The sequence below is a fragment of the Streptomyces boluensis genome, from assembly GCF_009908195.1.
Lineage (GTDB): Bacteria > Actinomycetota > Actinomycetes > Streptomycetales > Streptomycetaceae > Streptomyces > Streptomyces boluensis.
Window position 1 is genome coordinate 1 of record NZ_JAAAHS010000090.1, and the last position, 22,950, is coordinate 22,950.

The window sequence follows — 22,950 nt, forward strand, 5'->3', positions numbered from 1 at the left end:
CCGTCCGGCCGCGCAGCCCCCGCGCGCGGCCGGACCGCTCGCTTCTAGCCGGTGACCGCGCCACCCAAGCGGTGCAGTCGCAGGGCGAGTTGGATCTCCAGGGCTCTGGACGGGCTCTGCCAGTCCTGGCCGAGCAGGTGCCCTATGCGCTCCAGGCGCTGCGCGACCGTATTCACGTGCACATGCAGCCGGTCCTTCGTCCGCACCGGGCTCATACCGCAGTCGAAGTACGCGTCCAGGGTGCGGACCAGGTCGGTGCCGCGCCGCTCGTCGTACCCGACGACATCGCCGATGGTGCGGCCGACGAAGCCCGCTATGTCGCGCCCGTCCGAGAGCAGCAGACCGAGGAAGCCGAAGTCCTCCGCCGCCGCGCCCTGTCCGGAACGCCCCAGGAGCCGCAGCGCGTCCACGCAGCGTCTCGCCTCGCTGTACCCACCCGACACCGCCTCCGGTTCGGCCGCCGGCGCTGTCACCGGACCTGACGCGCCCACCGTGACCGGTTCCCGCACCGCCGAGCCGAGGAGCTTCGCCACTTCCTGCGCCAACTCGGCGGCGGAGGCGGTCTCTTGAGCCGGAAGGGCCGCCGCAGGGGCCGGATGGGCCGCACCGGCCGGGAGGGTCGCCGGGACCGGGAGGAGCAGGACCGTGCCGCCGTCGCGCTCCGCGGCCAGGCCGTGCCGGGTGGCGGCCAGGTGGGAGGCCGCCGCCCAGAGCCTGCCGCGGGCCGCGCCCTCGCCGTCACCGGACGCGGTGTCGGGGGCCAGGTGCGCGGCGAGCACCACGTGCGGGGCGTCGAGGTCGGCGTGCAGCCGGGCCGCACGCTCGCGGAGCAGGCGCGGGTCGCGGTCGCGGGCGTCGAGCAGGTCGTCGAGGAGTTCACCCCGCACGCGCCGCTCCGCCTCGCCCGCCGACCGTCGGGCGAGCAGCAGCAACGAGGTCACCATCGCGGCCCGCTCCAGGGTGCGTTGGTCGACCGGGTCGAGTCCGGGGTGGCCGCGCATGACGAGCGCGCCGAGCAGCTCACCGCCGGCCGCGACCGCGGCGATCCAGTCCTCGCCGTGCGGCACGGCATGACCGTCGGCCCTCGACCGCTCCACCGCCCGTGCCGGTGCTGCCGTACTTCCCATGAACTCGGCCGTGCCGTCCATGAACTCGACGGTGCCGTCCAGGACTTCGGACACGGCGGCCGCCACGTCCTGCACCCCGCCGCCGCGCAGCACCAGCTGGGCCAGCCGGTCGTGCACGTCGGAGGCGCGCTCGATGACGCCGCTGCGGTCCCGGATGATGTCGCTCGCGTGCTCCAGGTCGGCGAGGGCGGAGCGGGTCTCGGCAAGCAGGTTCGCCGAGTCGATGGCCGCCGCCGCGAGCGCGGCGAGGGAGCGGACCAGGGCGATCTGCTCCCGCTCGAAGACCCGGGCCCTGCGGTCGGCGGCGAACAGCACGCCGATCACCTCGGTGCCGAGCAGCAGCGGCACCCCGAGGATCGCGACCAGGCCCTCGTCCCGCACGGCCGTGTCGATGGACTGGGTGTGGTGGAAGCGCTCGTCCCGGAAGTAGTCATCGGTCACATACGGCCGGGCGGTCTGGGCGACGAGGCCGCCGAGCCCCTCGCCCATGCCGAGCCGCACCTGCTGGAACCGTGCCGAGACCGACCCTTCAGTGACCCTCATGTATGTCTCGGCCGCCACCGGGTCGTTCAGGGACAGGTACGCCACATCCGTGCCGAGCAGGGAACGCGCCCGGTGCACGATGGCCTGGAGCACCTGGTCCAGGTCCCGCAGCCCCGCCAGGTCGTGGGCGGTCTCGAACAGGGCCGACAGCTCGGCCTCCCGGCGTCTGCGGCCCTCCAGCTCGGTCCGCACCCGCAGTGCGAGCAGCTTGGCGTGCTCGAGCACCGCGATCCGCTCCGCGGGCGCGGCCTCGGCGCGGGCGCGCCGCACCGGCTGTTCGTACGCCTCCGCGTCCGCGTCCCGGGCGAGGAGCTCCAGGAAAGGGGCCTCCGCGCTCTCGGCGGTCGGCAGGTGATCGATGGACATGAGGACAGCATGACCGACAGCACCGACTTCACCGCCAGGCCTGTGGATAACTCCTCCCCCCGCTGCCGCAGGCGTCAGTGCGCCGTCCAGCCGCCGTCGAGGACCATCGACGTGCCGGTGATGAACGAGGCGTGCGGGGCGCACAGGTAGGCCACCGCCTCGGCCACCTCCTCCGGTTCGATCAGCCGCTTCACCGCGCTGTCGCGCAGCAGCACGTCCCGTATCACCTGTTCCTCCGGGATGCCGTGGGCCGCCGCCTGGTCGGCGATCTGCTGCTCGACCAGCGGGGTGCGGACGTAACCGGGGTTCACACAGTTCGACGTCACACCGTGCGGGGCGCCTTCGAGCGCCGCGGTCTTCGACAGGCCTTCGAGGCCGTGCTTCGCCGCGACGTACGCGGACTTGAACGGTGAGGCGCGCAGCCCGTGCACGGAGGACACGTTGACGACCCGGCCCCAGCCCTGCGCGTACATGTGCGGCAGGGCGCCCCTGAGCAGCCGGAACGGCGCTTCGAGCATCACCGTGAGCACCGTGTGGAACACCTCGGGCGGGAACTCCTCGATGGGGCGCACCAGTTGGAGTCCGGCGTTGTTGACCAGGATGTCGCTGCCCGCGGCGGCGCGCTCGGCGGCGTCGAGGTCCGTGAGGTCGAGGGCGTGAGCCTCGATCGCGCCCGCGCTGTCCGCGGCCTCGTCGGCGAGGGTGCGAAGCCCGTCGGCGTTCCGGTCGACCGCCCTGACCTCGGCACCCGCCGCGGCGAGACGCAGCGCGCACGCGCGGCCGATGCCCGAAGCGGCGCCGGTGACGAGGGCGGTGCGCCCGGTCAGGTCGACGGAGCGGCGGGGGCCGTCGGACGCGTCGGCGGAGGGCCCGCCGAGCGGAGGAGTAGTCGCGTCGGAGGTGGCGCGGGTCAAGGGAGAGGCGGTCATGCGGGAACCCTAGGCAGCCACCAGGACGGCCCCCATGTGGTCGGAACCCACACTTCGGGGCCGTGCACTGGGCTCCAACCACGTGCGCCCAACCATGCGCGTGCGCCTACGTGCGTCCAACCATGTGCGTGCGCCACGTGCGTCCACCCAGGGCGAGCCCTTCCACTTTCAACGTATAGCGCGGCGGGGGGCTTGCGGCAAGGCCCGGGTCAGGGCGCAGAATCGTCGGCCACCGCCCCGACCTGCGGAAACGGAGCGGGCTAGCGAGCGGGCCACAGAGCGGGCCACCGAGTGGAGGCAGCACGATGATCGAGCAGTACGTACGGGACCTGCGCGCGCCCGGCGAGGCGCGGGTCGAGGTCGTCGGGGGCAAGGGCGCGCACCTGGGCGGGCTTTCGCGGATCGACGGCGTCCGCGTACCGGCGGGCTTCTGTGTGACGACGGACGCGTTCCGACGGATCGTGGCAGCGGCGCCCGCGCTCGACGACCTGCTCGACCGGCTGTCGCGGCTGGACCCGGAGGACCTGGAAAGCCGGGAGAGCCAAGGAGACAGGGAGGCGGTCCGTGCGTTGAGTGCGGAGATCCGCCGGACCATCGAAGGGGTCGCTCTCCCGGACGAGTGCGCGGCAGCGGTCACCGGCGCGCTCGCCCGGTACGGCGAGGAGGCCGCGTACGCCGTGCGGTCCAGCGCGACGGCGGAGGACCTGCCGACCGCGTCGTTCGCCGGTCAGCAGGACACGTACCTGAACGTCGTGGGGCCGGCGGAGGTCCTGCGGCACATCAGCCTGTGCTGGGCCTCGCTGTTCACCGAGCGGGCCGTGATCTACCGCCTGCGGAACGGCATCGACCACCGTGCGGTGCACATGGCTGTGGTCGTGCAGCGGATGGTCTTCCCGCAGGCGGCGGGCATCCTGTTCACCGCAGACCCGGTCACCGGCAACCGGAAGGTCGCCACCGTCGACGCCGGATTCGGCCTCGGCGAGGCCCTGGTCTCCGGTGTGGTGAACCCGGACGTGTTCAAGGTGCGCGGCGGCGAGGTCGTCGCGCGGACGATCGCCGCCAAACAGCGCGCCGTTCACGCCCTTCCGGGCGGTGGTACGCGGGAGGTGGCGGTCGATGCGGAGCGACAGGAGCAGCCATCCCTGACGGACGCGCAGGCCGTGCGGCTCGTACGGCTCGGGCGACGGATCGAAGCGCACTTCGGCTGCCCGCAGGACATCGAATGGTGCCTGGTCGACGGCGAGTTCGAGTTCGTGCAGAGCCGACCGATCACGACGCTGTTCCCCGTACCAAAGACCGGTGAGGAGCCGCATGACGAGGCGCATGACGGGGCGCAACGCGAGGAGAATCGCGTCTATCTCTCCGTCGGCCATCAGCAGATGATGACCGACCCCATGAAGCCCTTGGGGCTGTCCGTATGGCAGTTGACGGCCATGGCGCCGATGTACGAGGCGGGCGGGCGGCTGTGGGTCGATGCCACCCGGCGCCTGGCCTCGCCCGCGAGCCGTGCCGCGCTCCTGGACCTCGTGGGGAGGGGCGATCCGCTGATCAGGGACGCCCTGGAGACCGTCCTCGACCGCGACGACTTCCTCCCTTCACTGCCGGACCCGGAACCCGGCAGTCCACCCGCCCGGACCGCGCCCGGCCCGATTCCGACCGAGCCGATCCCGGCCGACCCGGCGCTCGTCGCGGAGTTGATCGCGCACAGCCGGGCGTCCGTGGCCACCCTTGAGCGGGACATCCGGTCCAAGAGCGGACCGGCACTCTTCGCATTCCTCCTCGACGCGTTCGAGGAGCACAAGCGCGTCCTCGGCGATCCGCGGAGCATGCGGGCGGTCATGGCGGGGATGGAGGCCACGTGGTGGCTCAACGACAAGCTGTGGGAGTGGCTGGGTGAGAAGAACGCGGCGGACACGCTCACGCTGTCCGCGCCCGACAACGTCACCTCCGAGATGGGCCTCGCGCTGCTCGATGTCGCGGACGTGATCCGCCCGTGTCCGGAGGTCGTGTCGTTTCTTCGGACGGTGGGGGCGGACGCGGAGCCGGATTTCCTCGACCGGCTGGCGAAGGTCCCCGGCGGGAGCGCGGCGCGGGACGCCATCGACGGCTACCTCGACCGGTACGGCATGCGCTGCGTCGGCGAGATCGACCTCACGCGGCCCCGGTGGCGGGAACGCCCCGGCACGCTCGTACCCGTGATCCTCGACCACGTCAGGAACTTCCAACCGGGCGCGGCCGAGCGGCGGTTCGAGGAGGGGCGGCGAAAGGCGCGGCAGAAGGAACTGGACGTACTGGCACGCTTGCAGGCGCTGCCGGACGGGGAGCTGAAGGCCGACGAGGCGCGGCGGATGATCGAGCGGGTCCGCACGTTCATCGGGTACCGGGAGTACCCGAAGTACGGCATCGTCAGCCGCTACTTCGTGTACAAGCGGGCCCTGTCGGCGGAGGCCGAGCGTCTCGTGCGGGCCGGTGTGCTGGGCGCGCGGGAGGACGCCCACTACCTCACCTTCCAGGAACTCCACGACGCGGTGCGCTCGCACCAGGTGGACGGCGGGCTGATCGAGGAGCGCAAGCGGGCGTTCCGTGCGTACCGCGCGCTCACCCCGCCCCGGGTGCTCACCTCGGACGGTGAGGCCGTCAGCGGGGCGTACCGGCGCGACGACGTGCCGGACGGTGCGCTGACCGGACTGCCGGTCTCCGCGGGCACCGTCGAGGGACGGGCCCGCGTCGTCCTCGACATGGCGGACGCCGATCTCGACGCGGGCGACATCCTCGTCACGCCCTTCACGGACCCGAGTTGGTCGCCGCTGTTCGTCGGCATCGCGGGCCTGGTGACGGAGGTCGGCGGCCTGATGACGCACGGCGCGGTGATCGCCCGGGAGTACGGGCTCCCGGCCGTCGTGGGCGTGCGGCAGGCCACCCGCCTGATCCGGGACGGGCAGCGGATCCGCGTGCACGGAACGGCCGGGTACGTCGAGCTCCTGCCGTGAGGGCCCGTGAGGGTGCTTCCGCAAAGGCCGCCTCAGAGACTGTCGCCGCGCAGCACCGCCTCCGCTCCCCCGTCGGCGAACACGACCTGGCCGGTGACCACGGTGTTCTCCTCGGAGGTCAACCAGGCGATCAGCGGGGCCAGTTGGTCCGGTTCCGTGTGGCCGTGCAGCGGCATCGGCACGCTCCGCTCGACCAGCACCCGCATCTCCGGGTCGTCCAGGAGGGGCCGGGTCATGGGCGTACGGACGACTCCGGGGCCGACCGCGTTGAGGGCGATGCCCGCGCCCGCCCAGTCATCGGTGATCGCCGTACGCCGCACCCAACGGGAGACCGAGGCCTTCGACGACGAGTACACGAGGTGCCCTTCCCCACGGTCAACGGCGGCCTGGGAGGCGGCGACCGCCGCGTCCTCGTCGCCCGCGAGGGAGGCCGCCACGATGGCGTCGTCGGTCGGGTGGACGGCGTCGACCGAGCCGACGACGAGGGCACGCGGCGCGGTGCCGTTCGCGAGGAGCGGGCGCAGCCCGTCGAGGGTGGCGACGGCGCCGAAGTGGTTGACCTTGACGGTGACGGCCTCGAAGGCCGCGATGCCCGCGCAGGCGATCACCACGTCGAGCCGGCCGCCGGTCAACTCACGGGCCCGCTCGACGAGTTGGGTCCGGCCTTCCGGGGTCGACAGGTCGGCGGTGATGTCGCCGTCCTTGAGGTCGGACCCGATCACGGTGTGTCCACGGCCGCGCAGCAGCTCAGCGGTGGCGAGGCCGATGCCGGAGGCGGCTCCGGTGACGAGACAGGTACGGGGCATGAGTGGTTGCTCCTGTTCTCAATCGATTTGAGGTTGAGGTTGAGGTTGAGGTTGCGGGTGCGGTCCTGGTCACGCCTCCCGCGCGCCCGTCGCGTCCCGCGCGCCCGCGATGTGGTTGACCGCGATCCAGCTGAACGTCATCGCGGGGCCGATGGTGGCACCCGGCCCCGGATACGTCTCCCCCATCACCGCGGCCGACACGTTGCCCGAGGCGTACAGGCCGTCGATCGGTGTGCCGTCCTCGCGCAGCACGCGGGCCGTGGCGTCGGTGACCGGGCCGCCCTTGGTGCCGATGTCGCCGGGCTGGAGCGGGACCGCGTAGAACGGGCCCTTCTCCAGGGGCGCCAGGTTGGGGTTGGTGAGGGTCGGGTCGCCGTAGTAGCGGTCGTACGCGCTGTCGCCGCGGTGGAAGTCCTCGTCGCGGCCGGCGCGGGCGAAGCCGTTGAAACGCTCGATGGTCGCCCGCAGCCGGGCCACGGGCAGCTCCGTGCGCACCGCGAGCTCGTCCAGGGTGTCGGCCTTCTTCACGAAGCCGCTGTCGGTCCACGCCTTGGGGAACGGCTGGCCGGGGAAAAGGCCGGTGATCATGTAGCGGGACTTGGCGGCCGCGTCGAGGATCAGCCAGGACGGGACGGTGGACGCGTCGGGCAGGTCGTTGGCGTACATCGCGTCGACGAACTCGTGGTACGGGCAGGCCTCGTTGGTGAAGCGCTCGCCCGCCTGGTTCACGATGACCATGCCGGGGATGCCTCGGTCCGCGACCAGGAAGAACGGCTTGGCGCCCGGTGCGACGACCATCGGGCCGCCCCACACCTTGTCCATGAGGTCGGTCGCGGCGCCCGCCTCCACAGCCAGTTCGAGGCCGTCGCCGGTCTGCCCCTCGGCGGCCGCGCTCCACGCGGTGGAGGTGGGCGACGGCAGGTGCTTCTCGCGCAGCTCCCGGTTGTGGGAGAAGCCTCCCGAGGCGAGGACGACGCCACCGGTCGCGCGTACGGCGATCTCCTCACCGTTCCGGTCGATCCGTACGCCGGTGATCCGCTCCCCCTCCGTCACCAGGCCGGTGACGGGCGCGGACAGCCACAGGTCGCCGCCGAGCCGCTCCAGCGAGTACCGCATACGGGCGACAAGCGCCTCGCCGAGCGAGAGCATGCGCTTGCCCGTCGCGAGGTTCTTCACCGCGCGCAGGCCGACCTTGAGCGAGGTGCGGCGGCCCTTCCAGGTGCGGCCCACCATGTTGAGGTGGCGGAAGTCGCGGGTGGTGATGGTGAGTCCGTACGTGGGCAGGCCTGCCCGGCGCAGCCCGGACCGCTGGGCGGGTCCGAGCCGCTTGAGGTCGAACATCTCCGGCTCGATGGAGCGCCCCTGCGGGAGGCCGCCGGGACGCTCCGGGTAGTAGTCGGAGTAGTCCGGCACGTACACGAACCGGACGTCCGTCTTGTCGTGGAACTCCCGCAGCATGGCGGGCCCTTGGGCGAGGTAGGCGTCCTTGCGCTCGGCCGGGACGCGGTCGCCGACGGTGGCGTCGAGGTAGGCGCGGGCCTGCTCGGGGGTGTCGCCAAGACCGGCCGCGGCGTGGTGCAGGTTGTCCGGGATCCACACGCCGCCGCCGGACAGTGCGGTGGAGCCGCCGTAGCGGTCGGTCTTCTCGACCACGAGCGCGGTCAGTCCGCGCAGCCGGGCGGTGAGCGCCGCGGCCATCCCGGCGGCGCCGGACCCGACCACCACCACGTCGTACGTGTGGTCCCAGGGCTCTTTCATCGGGTTCTCCCTAGCGGGTGACGAGCTAGTGCGTGGTGACGGCTAGCGGGTGGTGACGAGTTGTCGGGTCGGGACGGGCTAGCGGGTGGTGACGAGGGCGTGGTCGAGTACGGGCGCGTCGTCGCGGTCCGCCGCGGTGGCGCGCAGCAGGTGGCTGCGGCCTGCGGGGTCCGACCACACGTGTACGCGCAGCGTCTCGCCGGGGTGGAAGGTGCCCGCGAAGCGGGTGCGGCAGCCGGTGACGGCCCCCGCGTCGCCGTCCAGGAAGCGGTCGGCGACAGCCTTGACGGCCATGCCGAAGGTGCACAGGCCGTGCAGGATCGGCCGGTCGTGACCGGCCGCGCGGGCGGTGGCCGGGTCGGCGTGCAGGGGGTTCCAGTCCCCGGTAAGGCGGTAGAGCAGCGCCTGCTGCGGGAGGGTCGGCAGTTCCAGTACGACATCGGGGGCGCGGTCCGGTACGGGGGTGCGCCCGGAGGGGCCGCGTTCGCCGCCGAAGCCGCCCTCGCCGTGCACGAAGATCTGGTTGCGCTGGGTGAGCAGCGGCTCCTCGTCCTCGCCGACGAGGGTGGACTCCTGCACGATCACGGCCGCCTTGCCCTTGTCGTACACGTCGGTGACGCTGGTGATCGCGGTCGCCTTCGCCGCGGCCGGCAGCGGCCGGTACACGGTGACCTCCTGGCCGCCGTGCAGGGCCTGCGCGAGGTCGATGTCCGCGCCCGCCTGGTCGAAGACCTGGAAGCCGACGCCCGCGGCCACCACCCCGAAAAGCGGCAGGACCTGAAGCCCTTGCGGGTGCCGTTCGTAGACGTAGCGCAGCTCGGCCGGGTCGGTCTCGGGTACGCCCGCGCCGAGCGCCAGGTGGTAGAGGCGCACGTCGCGGTCGTCCCACGTGACCTCGGTGCGGACGGGCGGCGCCGAGGTGAGTTTCTCCACGTCGAGGGGCATCAGAAGGCCCCCACGGCGTAGCGGCTGCGGAAGTAGAGCAGCGGTCGGCCGTCCTCGCGGGCGTCGAGGGCCACCACCTCGGCGGTGGCCAGGTAGTGGTCGCCGGCCTCGTGCACGGCACGCAGCTCGCACTCGACGGCGGCCAGCGCGCCCTCGATGCGCACCGTCCCGTACTCACTTACGGTCCAGGGGACGTTCGCGAACTTGTCGGGGCCGCTGCGGCCCAACGCGCTGCAGATCTCCTGCTGTTCGGCGGCGAGGATGTTCACGCAGAACCGGCCCGCCCGCTCGATCCGCGGCCAGCTGCTCGACGTACGCCCGACGGCCAGCATGACGAGCGGCGGGTCGAGGGACAGTGAGGCGAAGGACTGGCAGGCGAAGCCGACCGGTTCCTCGCCGTCGAGTCCCGCGACGACCGTGATGCCGCTGGCGAAGCGGCCGAGCACGTCCCGGAAGGCGCCGGGGTCGATCAGCCGTTCCACTGGTGGCCCCAGAAGCTGTCGGCGGTGATCTCCTTGGCGACCCAGGTGGCGCGGTCGACGATCAGCCCGTCCCAGCCGTACTCGACCTGGAAGCCGCCCGGCGCCTGCGCGTAGAAGGAGACCATGCGGTCGTTGGTGTGCCGGCCCAGGCTGGAGGCGATCGGGATGCCCGCCGCGTTCATGCGGTCGAGGCCGCGGCCCACGTCGTCGAGGGTCTCCAGCTCGACCATGAAGTGCACGATGCCTGGCGGCAGCGCGCCCGGGTACAGGCCGAGGCTGTGGTGGCGGCTGTTGGGGCTGAGAAAGTGCATCCAGTGGAAGTCCCGCTGCTCGGTGGCGGTCGGCACGGCCTGCGGCGGCAGCTTCATCGAGTCGCGCAACTGGAGGCCGAGCAGGTTCTCGTAGAAGTCGAGGGCGGCCTCGATGTCCGGCACGGGCAGCACGACATGGCCGAGGCCCAGGTCGTCGCCGGTGACGAAGCGATTGCCATAGGGGGTGCCCAGCGCGGAGTGGTCCTGCGCCTGGCCCCAGTAGATCTCAAGCGGGTTGCCGCCCGGGTCGGTGACGTGGAGGAGGCCACGGACGCGGCGCTCGGTGAGTTCGTCGGCGTCGGCGGCCTTGACGGCCACACCCGCGGCTGAGAGTTCCCGGGCGACCTCGCCGAGCGCGGCGGCGTTCGCCACCTCCCAACCGGCCGCGAGCAGCCGGTCGTTGGCGCCCGCCTGGATGGTGATGCGGTACGCCCGGTCGTCCATGCGCAGGCAGAGCGTGTCCTCGGTGGAACCCGACGCCTCGACCATGCCGAGGATGTCGAGCGTGTACGTGCGCCACTCGTCCAACTTCGTGGTCTCCAGGCGCAGATAGCCGAGCGAGCGAATATCCATGAGGGTTCTCCTTGAGTACGTACGGGGGTGCGGCGAGGCGATGCGCGGCAAAGGCCGGGCCTCGGCGGATCAGTGCGAGAAGAAGTCCACTGCAAGCCGGTTGAACTCGTCGGCCTGCTCGGTCTGCGCCCAGTGCCCGCAGTGCGGGAAGACGTGCAGCCGGGCGTCCGGGATGGTCTTCAGGGCGACCAGGGCGCCGTCGAGCGGGTTGACCCGGTCCTCCCGGCCCCAGGTGAGCAGCACGGGATGGGTGATGCGGTGGGCCTCGCGCCACAGCATCCAGTCCTGCTGCCAGGCGGGATTGGCGAAGGCCGCGCCCATCCGGGCGTTGCCGAGCCGGGTCTCGGGGTCGGTGGCGGACGCCCAGCGCTCCTCGACGAGTTCGTCGGTGACGATGGACTGGTCGTACGCCATGACACCGAGGAAGGCGCGCAGTTGGTCCTTGGTCGGCTCGGGGGCGCCGCTGAACTCGAAGAGGCGCTTGATGCCCTCGGTCGGGTCCGGGGCGAACAGGTTGAGGGACACCCCGCCGGGCCCCATCAGGAGGAGCTTGCCGACCTTGCCGGGGTGGTTCAGGGCCATGCGTACGGCGGTGCCGCCGCCGAGCGAGTTGCCGATGAAGTGGGCCTGCGCGACGCCCAGTTCGTCCATGAGGGCGGCCACGGCGTCCGCGCTGTAGCTGAAGTAGTCCTTGTCGAGCTCCGGCTTGTCCGAGCGGCCGAAGCAGACCTGGTCGACGAGGAGGGTACGGAAGTGCTCGGCGAAGACCGGCAGGTTGCGGCCGAAGTTGGACCAGCCGGAGGCGCCGGGGCCGCCGCCGTGCAGCATGATCACGACGGGTGCGTCGGGCCGGTCGGCGGGTCCGGCCTCGTGGTAGTGCAGGGTGAGGCCGCCGGTCTTGGCGGTACGCGAGGTCGACTCGTAGTCGAGAGCGTTCACCTGAGTCACCTGAGTCACCTGGGCCCCCATCAGAGCATCGTGTCCTGGATCTCGAGGTCGAGAGCGGCCTGGCCGTAGACGAGCAGGGCGCGCTCGGGGTCGTTGGCGGCGTGGCCCCGGCCGGTGTGCACGTCGCGCCAGGCCCGCTGGACCGGGTTGGGCCCGGTGCGCATGGCGTTGCCGCCGGCGTTCTCCATCAGCAGGTCGACGGCGCCGACGGCGCGTTCGGTGGCGAGCACCTGGTCGCGGCGGGTGCGGGCGCGCAGCTCGGTCGGCAGTTCCGCGCCGCGCTCCGCGAGCTCGTACAACTCCCGTATGTTGCGGGTCAGTTGGAGCCAGCACGAGTCGATGTCGCTGCCCGCGCGGGCGATCCGCACCTGCGCGAAGGGGTCCTCGGCGACCTTCTGGCCGTAGGAGACGCGGATGCGTTCGGTCGTGGCGGCCACGTACGACTCGTAGGCGCCCTCGGCGATGCCGACGATCGGTGTGGAGATGGTGGTCGTGAACACGGCCGCGTACGGCAGCCGGTACAGCGGTTCGGGGTTGAGTTCGTGGCCGGGGACGTCCAGGGCGGTGACCGGGCCGAAGCTGAGGGCGCGGTGGTCCGGCACGTAGACGTCCTCGACGACGATGTCGTTGGAGCCGGTGCCGCGCAGGCCCACGGTGTCCCACACGTCGTCGACGCGGTACTCGGTGCGCGGGATCAGGAAGGTGCGCATGTCGACGACGTTGCCCTCGCTGTCCGCGACGAGGCAGCCGAGCAGCACCCACTGGGCGTGGTCGCAGCCCGAGGAGAAGTGCCAGCGCCCGGAGAGCCGGAAGCCGCCGTCGACGGGGGTGGCCTTGCCGGTGGGCGCGTACGAGGAGGCGATGCGGGTCTTGGGGTCCTTGCCCCACACCTCCTGCTGTGCGCGCGGGCCGTACAGGGCGACGTGCCAGGGGTGGACGCCGACGACGGACGCGACCCAGCCGGTGGAGCCGCACGCCTTGGCGATCTCCTTGACGGCGGTGTAGAAGACCAGCGGGTCGGCGGCCTGGCCGCCGAAGGCCTTGGGCTGCAGGAGTTGGAAGAAGCCGGTGTCCTCGAGCTCCTTGATGGAGGTGTCGGGCACACGGCGCTGTGTCTCGGCCTCGGCCGCGCGCTCGCGCAGGCTGGGGACGAGGTCGCGGACCGCTGCCAGGACGTCATCGGCCATGGGACATCCCCTCTCGGGTGGTGGTGGCGAAGTGGGGGGAACGTACGACGTGCCGTTCGGCAGCGAAATGCGCTGCTCCCACTGAGCGGGAAGCAGGCGCCTGTCCGGCGGGGGTGCGCGAGGGGCCGGGGTTGTGTCGACTGCCGTGCGGCGGGGGGAGTTCGCGCCCTGGGGGCGCCTTGGGCTCGCCGCACCCGCGCCGCGCGGCCACCTCCCCTGTATGGAGAACAAGCGCGGCGGCGGCCACCGGGATTCGAGCGCTTGGTCTCGGTGGAGCCGGGCAGGGCTCACGTAGGCAGGGCACGACCGCAATGTGTTGGCCCGTCAGGTGATCGTCCGTGAACACGTTGTGCCGGATTTGATCGCGGCAACTATGGGCGCATGCGTCACGAACGTGCAGTGTCGGACAGTTCCAGTCTCGCGTCTCGCTGGTGGTCGTACGTGCGTACGTTGTCTCGTATGCAGCTTCGGTACGCCTTCAGGTTGTACCCGGATCGGGTCCAACGTGCGGCGTTGGCGCGGGCGTTCGGGTGCGCTCGCGTCGTGTTCAACGACGTTGTACGTGCCCGTCTGGACGCGCGGGCGGCGGGGTTGCCCTTCCCGAAGGCCGGGGAGCTTTCCAGGCGTCTGATCACCGAGGCGAAGCGGAGCGCGGCCCGCTCGTGGCTGGGTGAGGTTTCCGCGGTGGTGCTGCAGCAGTCCCTGCGCGACGCGGAGACGGCCTACCGGAACTTCTTCGCCTCCATCAAAGGCGAGCGCAAGGGGTCCAGAGTGGGGGCGCCGAGGTTCAAGTCCCGCAAGGATGCCCGTCAGTCGATCCGGTTCACTGCCAATGCCCGCTGGTCGGTCACCGGTAGCGGACGGTTGAGCCTGCCGAAGATCGGGGCGGTGAAGGTGAAGTGGTCACGCACCCTGCCCAGCACTCCGACCTCGGTCACCGTGATCAAGGATGCGGCCGGGCGGTACTTCGCCTCGTTCGTCATCGACACCAACCAGGACGCGGATGCCACCCGCATGCCCGACAGCGACCAGAGTGTCGGAATCGATCTGGGGCTTACGCACTTCGCGATCCTCGACAACGGCACAAAGATCGACTCCCCACGCTTCCTGCGCCGCGCGGAGAAGAAGCTGAAGAAGGCCCAGCGGGCCCTGTCCCGCAAACAGAAACGCTCAAAGAACCGCGAGAAGGCCCGCCTGAAAGTCGCCCGCGCCCATGCCCAAGTAGCCGACGCCCGCCGCGAGTTTCACCACCAGCTCTCCACGAAGCTGATCCGCGAGAACCAAGCGATCGCAGTGGAGGACCTGGCGGTGAATGGGCTGGCGCGCACGAGGCTGGCCAAGAGTGTGCACGACGCGGGCTGGGCGCAGTTCGTCGCCATGCTCGTCTACAAGGCCGAACGGTACGGGCGGACCCTGATCAAGATCGGCCGGTTCGAACCCACCAGCCAGACCTGCTCGAACTGCGGCCACCGCGACGGGCCCAAACCCCTCCACGTCCGGGAGTGGACCTGCCCCGCCTGCGGAGCGCTCCTCGACCGGGACATCAACTCCGCACGCAACGTGAAACAGGCCGCCGGACTGGCGGTATCAGCCTGTGGAGCGCCGATAAGACCAGAACCCGTTCTGGCACAGCGCCATGAAGCAGGAAGCCACGGATACCCACCCGAAGTCCGCGCCGCATAAAGGCACGGGCTTCGGGCGGGAAGGCCGGAATCCTCGGGCTTCAGCCCGAGGAGCAAGTCAAGGCGAGCGGGTCACCGTACGAGTCCGGCGGGGCGTTGGTGTGTCAGTGCTGCGTGTGCCGGGCGGCCGCGATGTGGTCGGCGGCGATGTGGCCGAAGACCATGGCGGAGCCGATCGGCACGCCGGGGCCCGGATAGCAGCGGCCGGAGACGGAGGCGGCGGTGTTGCCCGCCGCGTACAGGCCGGGGATCGCTCCGCCGTCCGCCCGCAGCACCCGCGCCTGCGCGTCGGTGCGGACACCGCCCTTGGTCCCGAGGTCACCGAGGACGATCTGCACGGCGTGGTACGGGCCTTCGTCGATCGGTACGAGGCAGGGGTTGGGACCCGTGCCCTGGGCGAAGAAGCGGTCGTACGGGTCCTCGCCGCGCTGGAAGTCCGCGTCGGTCCCGTCGGCGGCGTAACCGTTGAAGGTGCGCACCGTGTCGCGCAGGGCCCCGGCCTCGACGCCGATCCGCTCGGCCAGGCCGTCCAGGGTGTCGGCGGTGCGCCACAGGCCCGCGTCGGTGAACGCGGTGCGGTCGGCGGGGACCACCGTGATGCCGGGCAGTTCGTCCCCGAACCGGCCGTCGAAGATCCACCAGACCGGGTTGTCGTGGGCGGTGCCCGCCTTGGCGCCGAGCATCTGCCGGCCCATCCGGTCGTACGGCAGCGACTCGTTGGCGAAGCGGTGGCCCGAGCCGTCGACGAAGATGCCGCCGTGCAGACCGAGGGTGAAGGCGGCCGAGCCGTCGGGGAAGCGCAGGGAGGGACACCACCAGGCCTGGTCGAGCAGGTCGAGGGCGGCGCCGGCGCTGACGGCGGCGGTGATCGCGTCGCCGGTGTTGGCGCCGGGCGCGCCCATCGTCCAGTCCGCGCCGGGCAACTCCTGCCAGTCGCGGCGGAGTTCGGCGTTGGCCTCGAAGCCACCGGCCGCGAGCAGTACCCCGCCCCGTGCGCGGATACGCAGGGTGCGGCCGTCGTGTTCGGTCTCCACGCCGACGACCGCGCCGTCCTCGGTGATCAGACCGGTGAGGGCGGTGTCGAGCAGGGTGCGGCCGTGGCCGGTGGACTCCAGGGCGAGGAGCAGACGGCCGATGAGCGCGCGGCCGTCGGTGAGGGGGCCGTCGGGCACGGGCAGTCCGAGCCGTTCCGCCCAGGCCGGGGGGCGTACGGCGTCGAGCAGGTGCTGCGGGCCCGCGTCCGCGGGGAGTTCCACGGGGAAGACGGCACGGCCCGCGTCGAAGCGGCCGGGCGCGGCGAAGTAGTCGGGGAAGGGCCGGTACTCGAAGCGGACGTGCGGGCTGTCCTCCAGGAACGCGACGGTCTCCGCGGCGCGGTCGAGGTAGGCGTCCTGTACCCGCTGGTCGGTGGCGTCGCCGACGACCGCGCGGAAGTAGGCGCGGGCCAGGTCGGCGGAGTCCTCGACGCCGTCGCGTGCCTGTACGTGGTTGCCCGGCAGCCACAGTCCCGCTCCGGCGTAGGCGGTGGTGCCGCCGAAGTAGCCGGTCTTCTCGATGACCAGGGTGTCGAGGCCGCGGACGGCCGCGCCGTACGCACCGGTCAGCGCGCCTGCGCCGGAGCCCACGACCAGGACGTCGCACTCCTGGTCCCATGTGTTCTGCGTGTTCGCCATCTCGACCCTTCGAAGCGGTGGGCGGGGGGCGACCGAGTATCGGCCCACGCGCGAAGGGGTGGCCATCGCGGGATCCCGTTGGGTGGGAACTCCGCGCGCGGCGAAGAGAATTGCGGGCAGCCGGGCGGCTCACACCATCGTGTCGTGGACCTCGACCCCGAGCACGTGCTGGCCGAAGAGGGTGAGGGCCCGCTCCACGTCGTTGGCGGCCTGGCGGCGGCCGGTGTGCACATCACGCCAGGCCCGCTGGAGTACGTCGCCGCCCTGGCCCATGACGCCGCCACCGGCGTTGCCCACCAGGAGGTCGACCGCGATGGCCGCGCGTTCGGTGGCCATCACCTGGTCCCTGCGGGCGCGGGCGCGCTGGTCCATCGACACGCCTTCGCCGCGCCTGACGGTCGCGTACATGTCGGCCATGTTGTGCGCCAACTGCAGCCGCGCGGCGTCGATCTCGCTGGCCGCGCGGGCGGTACGTACCTGCGCGAACGGGTCCTCGGCGGCCTGCTGCCCGCCCGCCGAGCGGAAGCGCTGCCGGGCCGCGGCGAGGTGTTCCTCGTACGCGCCCTGGGCGATGCCGACGATCGACGTGGAGATGGTGGTGGTGAACAGCGCGGCGTACGGCAGGCGGTACAGCGGGTCCGGGTGGGCCTCGTGTCCGGGGCAGGCGAGCGCGGTCACCGGCGCGTAGCCGAGGGAGCGGTGCTCGGGGATGAACGCGTCGTCGACGACGATGTCGTTGGAGCCGGTGCCGCGCAGTCCGACGGTGTCCCACACGTCGTCGACGGTGTACGCGGAGTGCGGCAGCAGGAAGGTGCGCATGTCGACGGGCCTGCCGTCGCCGTCGGTCACGAGGCCGCCGAGCAGGGCCCACTGGGCGTGGTCGCAGCCGGAGGAGAAGTGCCAGCGCCCGGAGATCCGGAAGCCGCCGGTCACCCGGGTCACGGTGCCGGTGGGCGCGTAGGACGAGCAGATCAGGGCCGAGTTGTCGGCGCCGGCGCCCCAGACCTCGTCCTGGGCCCGCGCGTCGAAGAGGGCCAGGTGCCAGGGGGTCAGGGCGAGGACGGAGGCGGCCCAGCCGGTCGAGCCGCACGCCTTGGCGATCTCCTCGACCACGGTGTGGAAGGTGTCCGGGTCGGCGGCGAGCCCGCCGTACGCCCGTGGCTGGAGCAGCCGGAAGAAGCCGGACCCGGCGAGCTCTTTGACGGTGGAGTCGGGCAGGCGGCGGCACGCTTCCGCTTCGCCGGCCCGCTCGCGCAGGGCGGGGACGAGCGCGCGGACCGCGGTGAGGACGTCGCCGGTGTGCATGCGGGGGCCTCGCAGATCCTCTGGTCCTCATGGATGACGCGACGGAAACTACGCGTTACTGTTCCGAAACGGAATACCTCTTCCCAGCCCTTGGAACCCACTGGCAATCTCCACGCAACATCGGAGTAACGGCCGTGGCCAGGGGTTTGTCGGCTGTCCGTAGAGGAGGTGCCGATGACGGCGCACACTGTCGAGGCCGAATGCACGCCGCTCTCCTTGCTGGAGAAGGCGGCGAAGGTACTGAGCACGTTCCGGGGCTCCCAGCCCCGGCTGACTCTGACCGATGTCGTGCAGCGCTCCGGTCTCCCCCGGTCCTCCGCGCACCGCATCCTCGATCAGCTGGTGCAGCTCGGCTGGCTGGAGCGCGAGGGCCGGGACTACCGCCTCGGCATGCGCATGCTGGAACTGGGCGCCCTGGCCTCGCACCACAACCGGCTGCGCCGCGCGGCGCTGCCCCATCTGCACGCGCTGCACGAGGCGACGGGACACCTGGTGCACCTCACGGTCCTCGACGGCGCCGAGGTGCTGTACCTGGAGCGGATCGGCAGGTCGGACGACACCGGGGTGCCGTCCCGTGTGGGTGGCCGGCAGCCCGCGTACTGCACGGCCGCGGGCAAGGCCATCCTGGCGTTCAGTGAGGCGGCGGCGGTCGAGCAGGTGGTCCGCCAGGGGCTGCGGCCGCGGACGCCGCGCACGATCACCCGCCCCGAGTTCCTCCGCAACCAGCTGCGCAAGGTGCGCGAGTCCGGGGTCGCCTTCGACTACGAGGAGGCGTTCCGCGGCGTGTTCTGCGTGGCCGCCCCCCTGCGCGGCGCGGGCCGGGCCATCGCCTCGATCTCGGTGTGCGGCAACGGCGCCCACCGCGACCTGGAGCGGATCGCGCCGATCGTGCTCGGCTGTACGCGGCAGGTGTGGCAGTCGATGTTCGGCCCCGGGCGGCACACCTGGAAGGAGTTCGAGACGGCCGAAGAGGTGTCCGCGCCGAGCGTTCCGCAGCACTCGATGGACAACATGATGGGCTGGCTCCGCTCCAGCGACTGGATGTAGCCACCTCCTGGACAACCTCCTGCCCCCCACAACCTCCTGAGCACCCTCCTGAGCACACCGGGGCGAGCGAAATCCCACTGACCGGGAGCCCTCTCCTGTGCCGCACCGGCCGTCCCTGCCACTCTCCGAACCGCTGTGGTTCAAGGCCGCCCCCACCGAGGGGCGGGGCGGTGAGGAGGACGTGACGGATGAGCGGTGCGCAGACGATCGCCCGGCTCGCGGACTGGGCGGCGCGCAGGTACGGAGACGCGGAAGCCCTCGTCTTCGACGGTGAACGCTGGACGTTCGAGGAGCTGCGCGACTGGGTGGACCGGGTGGCCCGCGCGGTCCTCGCGCAGGGGGTGCGGCCGGGGGACTCGGTCGCCGTGTGGGCGCCGAACAGCGCCCGGTGGGTGGCGGCCGCCCTGGGCGCGATGGCCGCGGGCTGTGTCCTGGTGCCGGTGAACACCCGCTACAAGGCGGCGGAGGCGGCCGACATCCTGCGCCGCTCCCGCGCCCGGCTCCTCTTCACCGAGCACGACTTCCTGGGCACGGACTACCCGGCGCTGCTCGCCGGGTCCGGCGAGCAACTCCCGTTGCTGCGGCGGACGGTGGCGCTGCACGCGGACGGCTGGGAGACGTTCCTCGCGGGTGCGGAACGCATCAGCCCCAAGGAACGGCTCGCCCGTACGGACGCCGTGCGGGCCGGCGATGTCGGCGACATCCTGTTCACCTCGGGGACCACCGGCCGGCCCAAGGGCGTGCCCACCACGCATGAACAGACGCTGCGCGTGTACGACGCGTGGGCCCGTGCGGTCACACTCCAGCGCGGCGACCGCTACCTCCTGGTGAACCCGTTCTTCCACACCTTCGGCTACAAGGCCGGCATCATCGCCTGCCTGCTGCACGGGGCGACGATCGTGCCGGAGCAGGTCTTCGACCCGGCGACCGTGCTCGGCCGGATGCGGGACGAGCGGATCTCCGTCCTGACCGGCGCCCCGACCGTCTTCACCTCACTGATCCAGCACCCCGGACGCGAGGCGTACGACCTCGGCTCGATGCGGATGGCGGGCACGGGCGCCGCGAACATCCCGACCGAACTCATCGAGCGGATACGGGAGTTCATCGGCGCCCGGAACGTGTTCACGGCGTACGGACTGACCGAGGCCACCGGCGTGGTCTCCATCTGCAGGCCGCACGAGTCGCCGCAGACCCTGGCCAGCACCTCCGGCCCTGCCCTCGAAGGCACCGAGCTGCGTATCGACGCCCCGCCCGGCGAGCCCGGCGAGATCCTGACCCGCGGCTACCACGTCATGCACGGCTACCTCGACGACCCGGAGGCCACCGCGGAGGCCGTCGACGCGGACGGCTGGCTGCGCACCGGGGATGTCGGGGTCCTCGACGAGCGCGGGTTCCTGCGGGTCACGGACCGGCTCAAGGACATGCTCGTGGTGGGCGGGTTCAACGTGTACCCGGCGGAGGTCGAGCATGTGCTGCGCGGCCACCCCGCCGTCACGGACGCGGCGGTCGTGGGCGCCCCCGACGAACGGCTCGGGGAGGTCGGCGTCGCCTACTGCGTACCGGCGGACGGGGCCCGGATCGACGCGGCGGAACTGACCGCGTACACGCGTGAGCGGCTCGCCAACTTCAAGGCCCCGCGCGCCTTCCACGCCCTGCCCCGGCTGCCGCACAACGCGGCGGGCAAGGTCGACAAGCACGCGCTGCGCGGCCTGGCCGAGGCCGGGACCCGTGCCGTGGCCGAGGCCAACACCCCCTAGCTGACCCCAGGATGAGGAGAACAGGAACGTGAACGACAACATCACCGAGTCCGTCGACGTCGTGGTCGTCGGTGCGGGCGTGACCGGCCTGTACGCCGTGCACAAGCTGCGCGGTCTGGGGTACCGGGTGCGTGGCTTCGAGCGCGGCGCCGACGTGGGCGGTGTCTGGTACTGGAACCGCTATCCGGGCGCCCGCTGCGACGTGGAGTCCTTGGACTACTCGTACTCCTTCGACGAGGAGCTGCAGCAGGGCTGGGACTGGAGCGAGAAGTACGCCGCCCAGCCGGAGATCATGCGCTACCTGGACCATGTGGCCGACCGCTTCGAGCTGCGCCGCGACTACACCTTCGACACCTCGGTGCTCTCCGCCGAGCTCGACGAGGAGGCGCTGCGCTGGACGGTGCGCACGGACGGGGGCGAGGTGGTCTCCGCACGGTTCTGCGTGTTCGCGGTGGGGTGCCTGTCCAGCGCCCACCGGCCCTCGATTCCGGGCGCCGACACGTTCGCCGGGGACACGTACCACACCGGTGAATGGCCGCACGCGGGCGTCGACTTCAGCGGACTGCGGGTCGGGGTGATCGGCACCGGCTCGTCCGGGATCCAGTCGATCCCGCTGATCGCCGAGCAGGCCACGGAGCTGACGGTGTTCCAGCGCTCCGCGAACTACAGCATCCCGGCCGGGAACAGCCCGATCGACGCGGCGACCCTGCGGGAGCTGAAGGCCGGGTACGCCGAGCGGCGCCGCCTGGCGCGGCTGAGCGGTGGCGGCTCGCCGTTCATGACGCATCCGCGCAAGACGCTCGACGTGAGCGAGGCGGAGCGGCGGGACGCGTTCGAGAAGCGCTGGGAGCTGGGCGGGGTCCTGTACTCCAAGACGTTCCCCGACCAGCTCGTCGACCTGGCCGCCAACGACGAGGCCCGTGACTTCTGGGAGGAGAAGGTCCGCGCCCGCATCGGCGACCCCGCCGTCGCCGACCTGCTCGTCCCCACCGACCATCCCATCGGCACCAAGCGCATCGTGACCGACTCGGACTACTACGAGACGTTCAACCAGGAGCACGTACGCCTCGTCGGTCTCCGCGAGAACCCGATCGAGCGGATGGACGAGCGCGGCGTCCTGCTCGCGGACGGTACGCATGTCGCCCTGGACGCGGTCGTGTTCGCCACCGGCTTCGACGCGATGACCGGCTCCCTCGACCGCGTCGCGATCCGCGGCCGGGGCGGGCGGCTCCTGACGGACGACTGGCGGGCCGGGCCGCGCACCTACCTCGGCCTCGGCACCGACGGCTTCCCGAACCTGTTCAACCTCACCGGTCCCGGCAGCCCCTGCGTCCTGGCCAATGTGATCCTCTGCGCCGAGCAGCACGTCGACTGGCTGGCCGACTGCCTGGGCCATCTCGACGAGCACGGGTACGCGGCGATCGAGGCGAGCGGGCGGGCCGTGGAGGACTGGGTGACCGAGTGCCGCGAGCGCGCGGCCGGCACGTTGATGATGTCGGCGGACTCCTGGTACCTGGGCGCCAACATCCCAGGAAAACCACGGGTGTTCATGCCGTTCGTCGGCGGCTTCGGGGTGTACGGGGAGATCATCGCGGAGGTGGCGGCGTCGGGGTACAAGGGCTTCGACCTGCTGCCCGGCTGAGCCCACCCGGCATGACGCGCGCCCCGCACTCCGGTCGGATTCCGGAGGGCGGGGCGCGCGTTGCTGTGCCCGTTCGTTCAGCCGTTGCCGAACTCCCCGTTCAGCGCCGCGCGCAGGGTGCTGAACGCTCTGTCGCGGGCCTCGGCCGCTTCGGGCAGGGCGCCCGCGGCCATGGTCAGGAAGCCGTGGAACATGCCGTCGCAGCGCCGGAGTTGGACCGGTACGCCCGCGTCCGCGAGGGCCGCCGCGTAGGCCTCGCCCTCGTCCCGCAGCGGGTCGAGCTCCGCCGTGACGATGTGGGCCGGCGGCAGCGAGCCGAGGCCGGTGGCGTGCAGCGGTGCCGCGTACGGGTGTTCCGCGTCCCGGTCCGAAGCCAGGTACTGCCGCCAGTACCAGCGCAGGTGGTCCTCGGTGAGGAAGTAGCCCTGGGCGTTCTCGCGGTGCGAGGGGCGGGACCTGGCGGGGTCGAGCATCGGGTAGTAGAGCGCCTGGAAGACGATCTCCGGGCCGCCGCGGTCGCGGGTGAGCTGGGTGAGGACCGTGGCGAGGTTGGCGCCCGCACTGTCCCCCGCGACGGCGATCCGCCGGTCCGGATACGTCTTCGCCGCCCACAGCAGGGCGGTGAAGGCGTCCTCGGGGGCGGCGGGGAACGGGAACTCCGGGGCGCGCCGGTAGTCCACGGAGACGACGACGGACCCGGTGGCGACGGCCATGGCACGGCAGAAGGCGTCATGGCTGTCGAGGTCGCAGAGGGCGAAGCCGCCGCCGTGCAGGAACACCACGAGCGGCGCGTCCGGTCCGGCGTCCGGGTCGTAGACGCGGACGGGCACTCCGTCGGCGGTCGCGTCCACGACCTGGGCGACAGGTTCGGGGGCGGGG

General features: G+C 71.8%; 17 protein-coding genes. 5 read left to right on the plus strand and 12 right to left on the minus strand.

Annotation, left to right across the window (positions count from 1 at the left end):
* Nucleotides 1–44 precede the first annotated feature (44 nt).
* Nucleotides 45–2,036, minus strand: coding sequence for a helix-turn-helix domain-containing protein (locus GUY60_RS14285; protein ID WP_161697633.1), 1,992 nt, complete (start codon nucleotides 2,034–2,036; stop codon nucleotides 45–47).
* A gap of 74 nt (nucleotides 2,037–2,110) precedes the next feature.
* Nucleotides 2,111–2,965 (minus strand): 3-hydroxybutyrate dehydrogenase, encoded by an 855-nt coding sequence (locus GUY60_RS14290; RefSeq protein WP_161697635.1) that lies wholly within the window; start codon nucleotides 2,963–2,965, stop codon nucleotides 2,111–2,113.
* Nucleotides 2,966–3,270: 305 nt separating this feature from the next.
* On the opposite strand from GUY60_RS14290, the gene rph reads away from it, so the two are divergent.
* Nucleotides 3,271–5,955, plus strand: a complete 2,685-nt coding sequence (rph, locus tag GUY60_RS14295; RefSeq protein ID WP_161697637.1) for a rifamycin-inactivating phosphotransferase — start codon at nucleotides 3,271–3,273, stop codon at nucleotides 5,953–5,955.
* A 32-nt stretch (nucleotides 5,956–5,987) separates the two neighbouring features.
* Here the strand turns inward: rph and GUY60_RS14300 are convergent, their stop codons facing one another.
* The 7 genes from GUY60_RS14300 to hsaA (GUY60_RS14330) form a co-directional block, all read right to left on the minus strand.
* Nucleotides 5,988–6,761: an SDR family oxidoreductase gene (locus tag GUY60_RS14300; RefSeq protein ID WP_161697639.1), complete on the minus strand. Its 774-nt coding sequence runs from the start codon at nucleotides 6,759–6,761 to the stop codon at nucleotides 5,988–5,990.
* Between the two features lie 69 nt (nucleotides 6,762–6,830).
* Nucleotides 6,831–8,519: an FAD-dependent oxidoreductase gene (locus GUY60_RS14305; protein WP_161697641.1), complete on the minus strand. Its 1,689-nt coding sequence runs from the start codon at nucleotides 8,517–8,519 to the stop codon at nucleotides 6,831–6,833.
* A gap of 78 nt (nucleotides 8,520–8,597) precedes the next feature.
* Nucleotides 8,598–9,464 (minus strand): MaoC/PaaZ C-terminal domain-containing protein, encoded by an 867-nt coding sequence (locus GUY60_RS14310; protein WP_161697643.1) that lies wholly within the window; start codon nucleotides 9,462–9,464, stop codon nucleotides 8,598–8,600.
* The gene (locus tag GUY60_RS14315) at nucleotides 9,464–9,946 is read right to left on the minus strand and encodes a flavin reductase family protein (protein WP_161697645.1); all 483 of its coding nucleotides are present in this window, start codon (nucleotides 9,944–9,946) and stop codon (nucleotides 9,464–9,466) included. Before GUY60_RS14315 ends, GUY60_RS14310 begins: the two co-directional genes overlap by 1 nt.
* Nucleotides 9,934–10,830: a VOC family protein gene (locus tag GUY60_RS14320; protein WP_161697647.1), complete on the minus strand. Its 897-nt coding sequence runs from the start codon at nucleotides 10,828–10,830 to the stop codon at nucleotides 9,934–9,936. Before GUY60_RS14320 ends, GUY60_RS14315 begins: the two co-directional genes overlap by 13 nt.
* Before the next feature lie 69 nt (nucleotides 10,831–10,899).
* On the minus strand, nucleotides 10,900–11,778 hold the full coding sequence (hsaD, locus tag GUY60_RS14325) for a 4,5:9,10-diseco-3-hydroxy-5,9,17-trioxoandrosta-1(10),2-diene-4-oate hydrolase (RefSeq protein ID WP_312866304.1): 879 nt from the start codon (nucleotides 11,776–11,778) through the stop codon (nucleotides 10,900–10,902).
* Between the two features lie 20 nt (nucleotides 11,779–11,798).
* Nucleotides 11,799–12,965, minus strand: coding sequence for a 3-hydroxy-9,10-secoandrosta-1,3,5(10)-triene-9,17-dione monooxygenase oxygenase subunit (gene hsaA / locus GUY60_RS14330; protein WP_161697651.1), 1,167 nt, complete (start codon nucleotides 12,963–12,965; stop codon nucleotides 11,799–11,801).
* A gap of 459 nt (nucleotides 12,966–13,424) precedes the next feature.
* Here hsaA (GUY60_RS14330) and GUY60_RS14335 point away from each other — a divergent pair, with 459 nt between their 5' ends.
* A complete protein-coding gene (locus GUY60_RS14335; protein ID WP_161697653.1) occupies nucleotides 13,425–14,648 on the plus strand; it encodes an RNA-guided endonuclease InsQ/TnpB family protein in 1,224 nt (407 codons plus the stop codon).
* A gap of 103 nt (nucleotides 14,649–14,751) precedes the next feature.
* On the opposite strand, the gene GUY60_RS14340 is transcribed toward GUY60_RS14335, so the two are convergent.
* Together GUY60_RS14340 and hsaA (GUY60_RS14345) are read right to left on the minus strand one after the other, a co-directional pair.
* A complete protein-coding gene (locus tag GUY60_RS14340; protein WP_161697654.1) occupies nucleotides 14,752–16,320 on the minus strand; it encodes an FAD-dependent oxidoreductase in 1,569 nt (522 codons plus the stop codon).
* A 129-nt stretch (nucleotides 16,321–16,449) separates the two neighbouring features.
* A complete protein-coding gene (hsaA, locus tag GUY60_RS14345) occupies nucleotides 16,450–17,625 on the minus strand; it encodes a 3-hydroxy-9,10-secoandrosta-1,3,5(10)-triene-9,17-dione monooxygenase oxygenase subunit (protein WP_161697656.1) in 1,176 nt (391 codons plus the stop codon).
* A 174-nt stretch (nucleotides 17,626–17,799) separates the two neighbouring features.
* Here hsaA (GUY60_RS14345) and GUY60_RS14350 point away from each other — a divergent pair, with 174 nt between their 5' ends.
* The 3 genes from GUY60_RS14350 to GUY60_RS39490 all read left to right on the plus strand — a co-directional run bounded on the left by GUY60_RS14350 (nucleotide 17,800) and on the right by GUY60_RS39490 (nucleotide 22,071).
* Nucleotides 17,800–18,672 carry an IclR family transcriptional regulator gene (locus GUY60_RS14350; RefSeq protein WP_161697658.1) on the plus strand — a complete coding sequence of 291 codons (873 nt, stop codon included), beginning with the start codon at nucleotides 17,800–17,802 and terminating at the stop codon, nucleotides 18,670–18,672.
* A gap of 188 nt (nucleotides 18,673–18,860) precedes the next feature.
* Nucleotides 18,861–20,429, plus strand: a complete 1,569-nt coding sequence (locus tag GUY60_RS14355) for a FadD3 family acyl-CoA ligase (protein WP_161697660.1) — start codon at nucleotides 18,861–18,863, stop codon at nucleotides 20,427–20,429.
* A gap of 28 nt (nucleotides 20,430–20,457) precedes the next feature.
* Entirely contained in the window at nucleotides 20,458–22,071 is a 1,614-nt protein-coding gene (locus tag GUY60_RS39490; RefSeq protein ID WP_161697662.1) for a flavin-containing monooxygenase, read from the plus strand.
* A 77-nt stretch (nucleotides 22,072–22,148) separates the two neighbouring features.
* On the opposite strand, the gene GUY60_RS14365 is transcribed toward GUY60_RS39490, so the two are convergent.
* On the minus strand, nucleotides 22,149–22,950 hold an 802-nt coding region (locus GUY60_RS14365; protein WP_161697664.1), incomplete at its 5' end, for an alpha/beta hydrolase.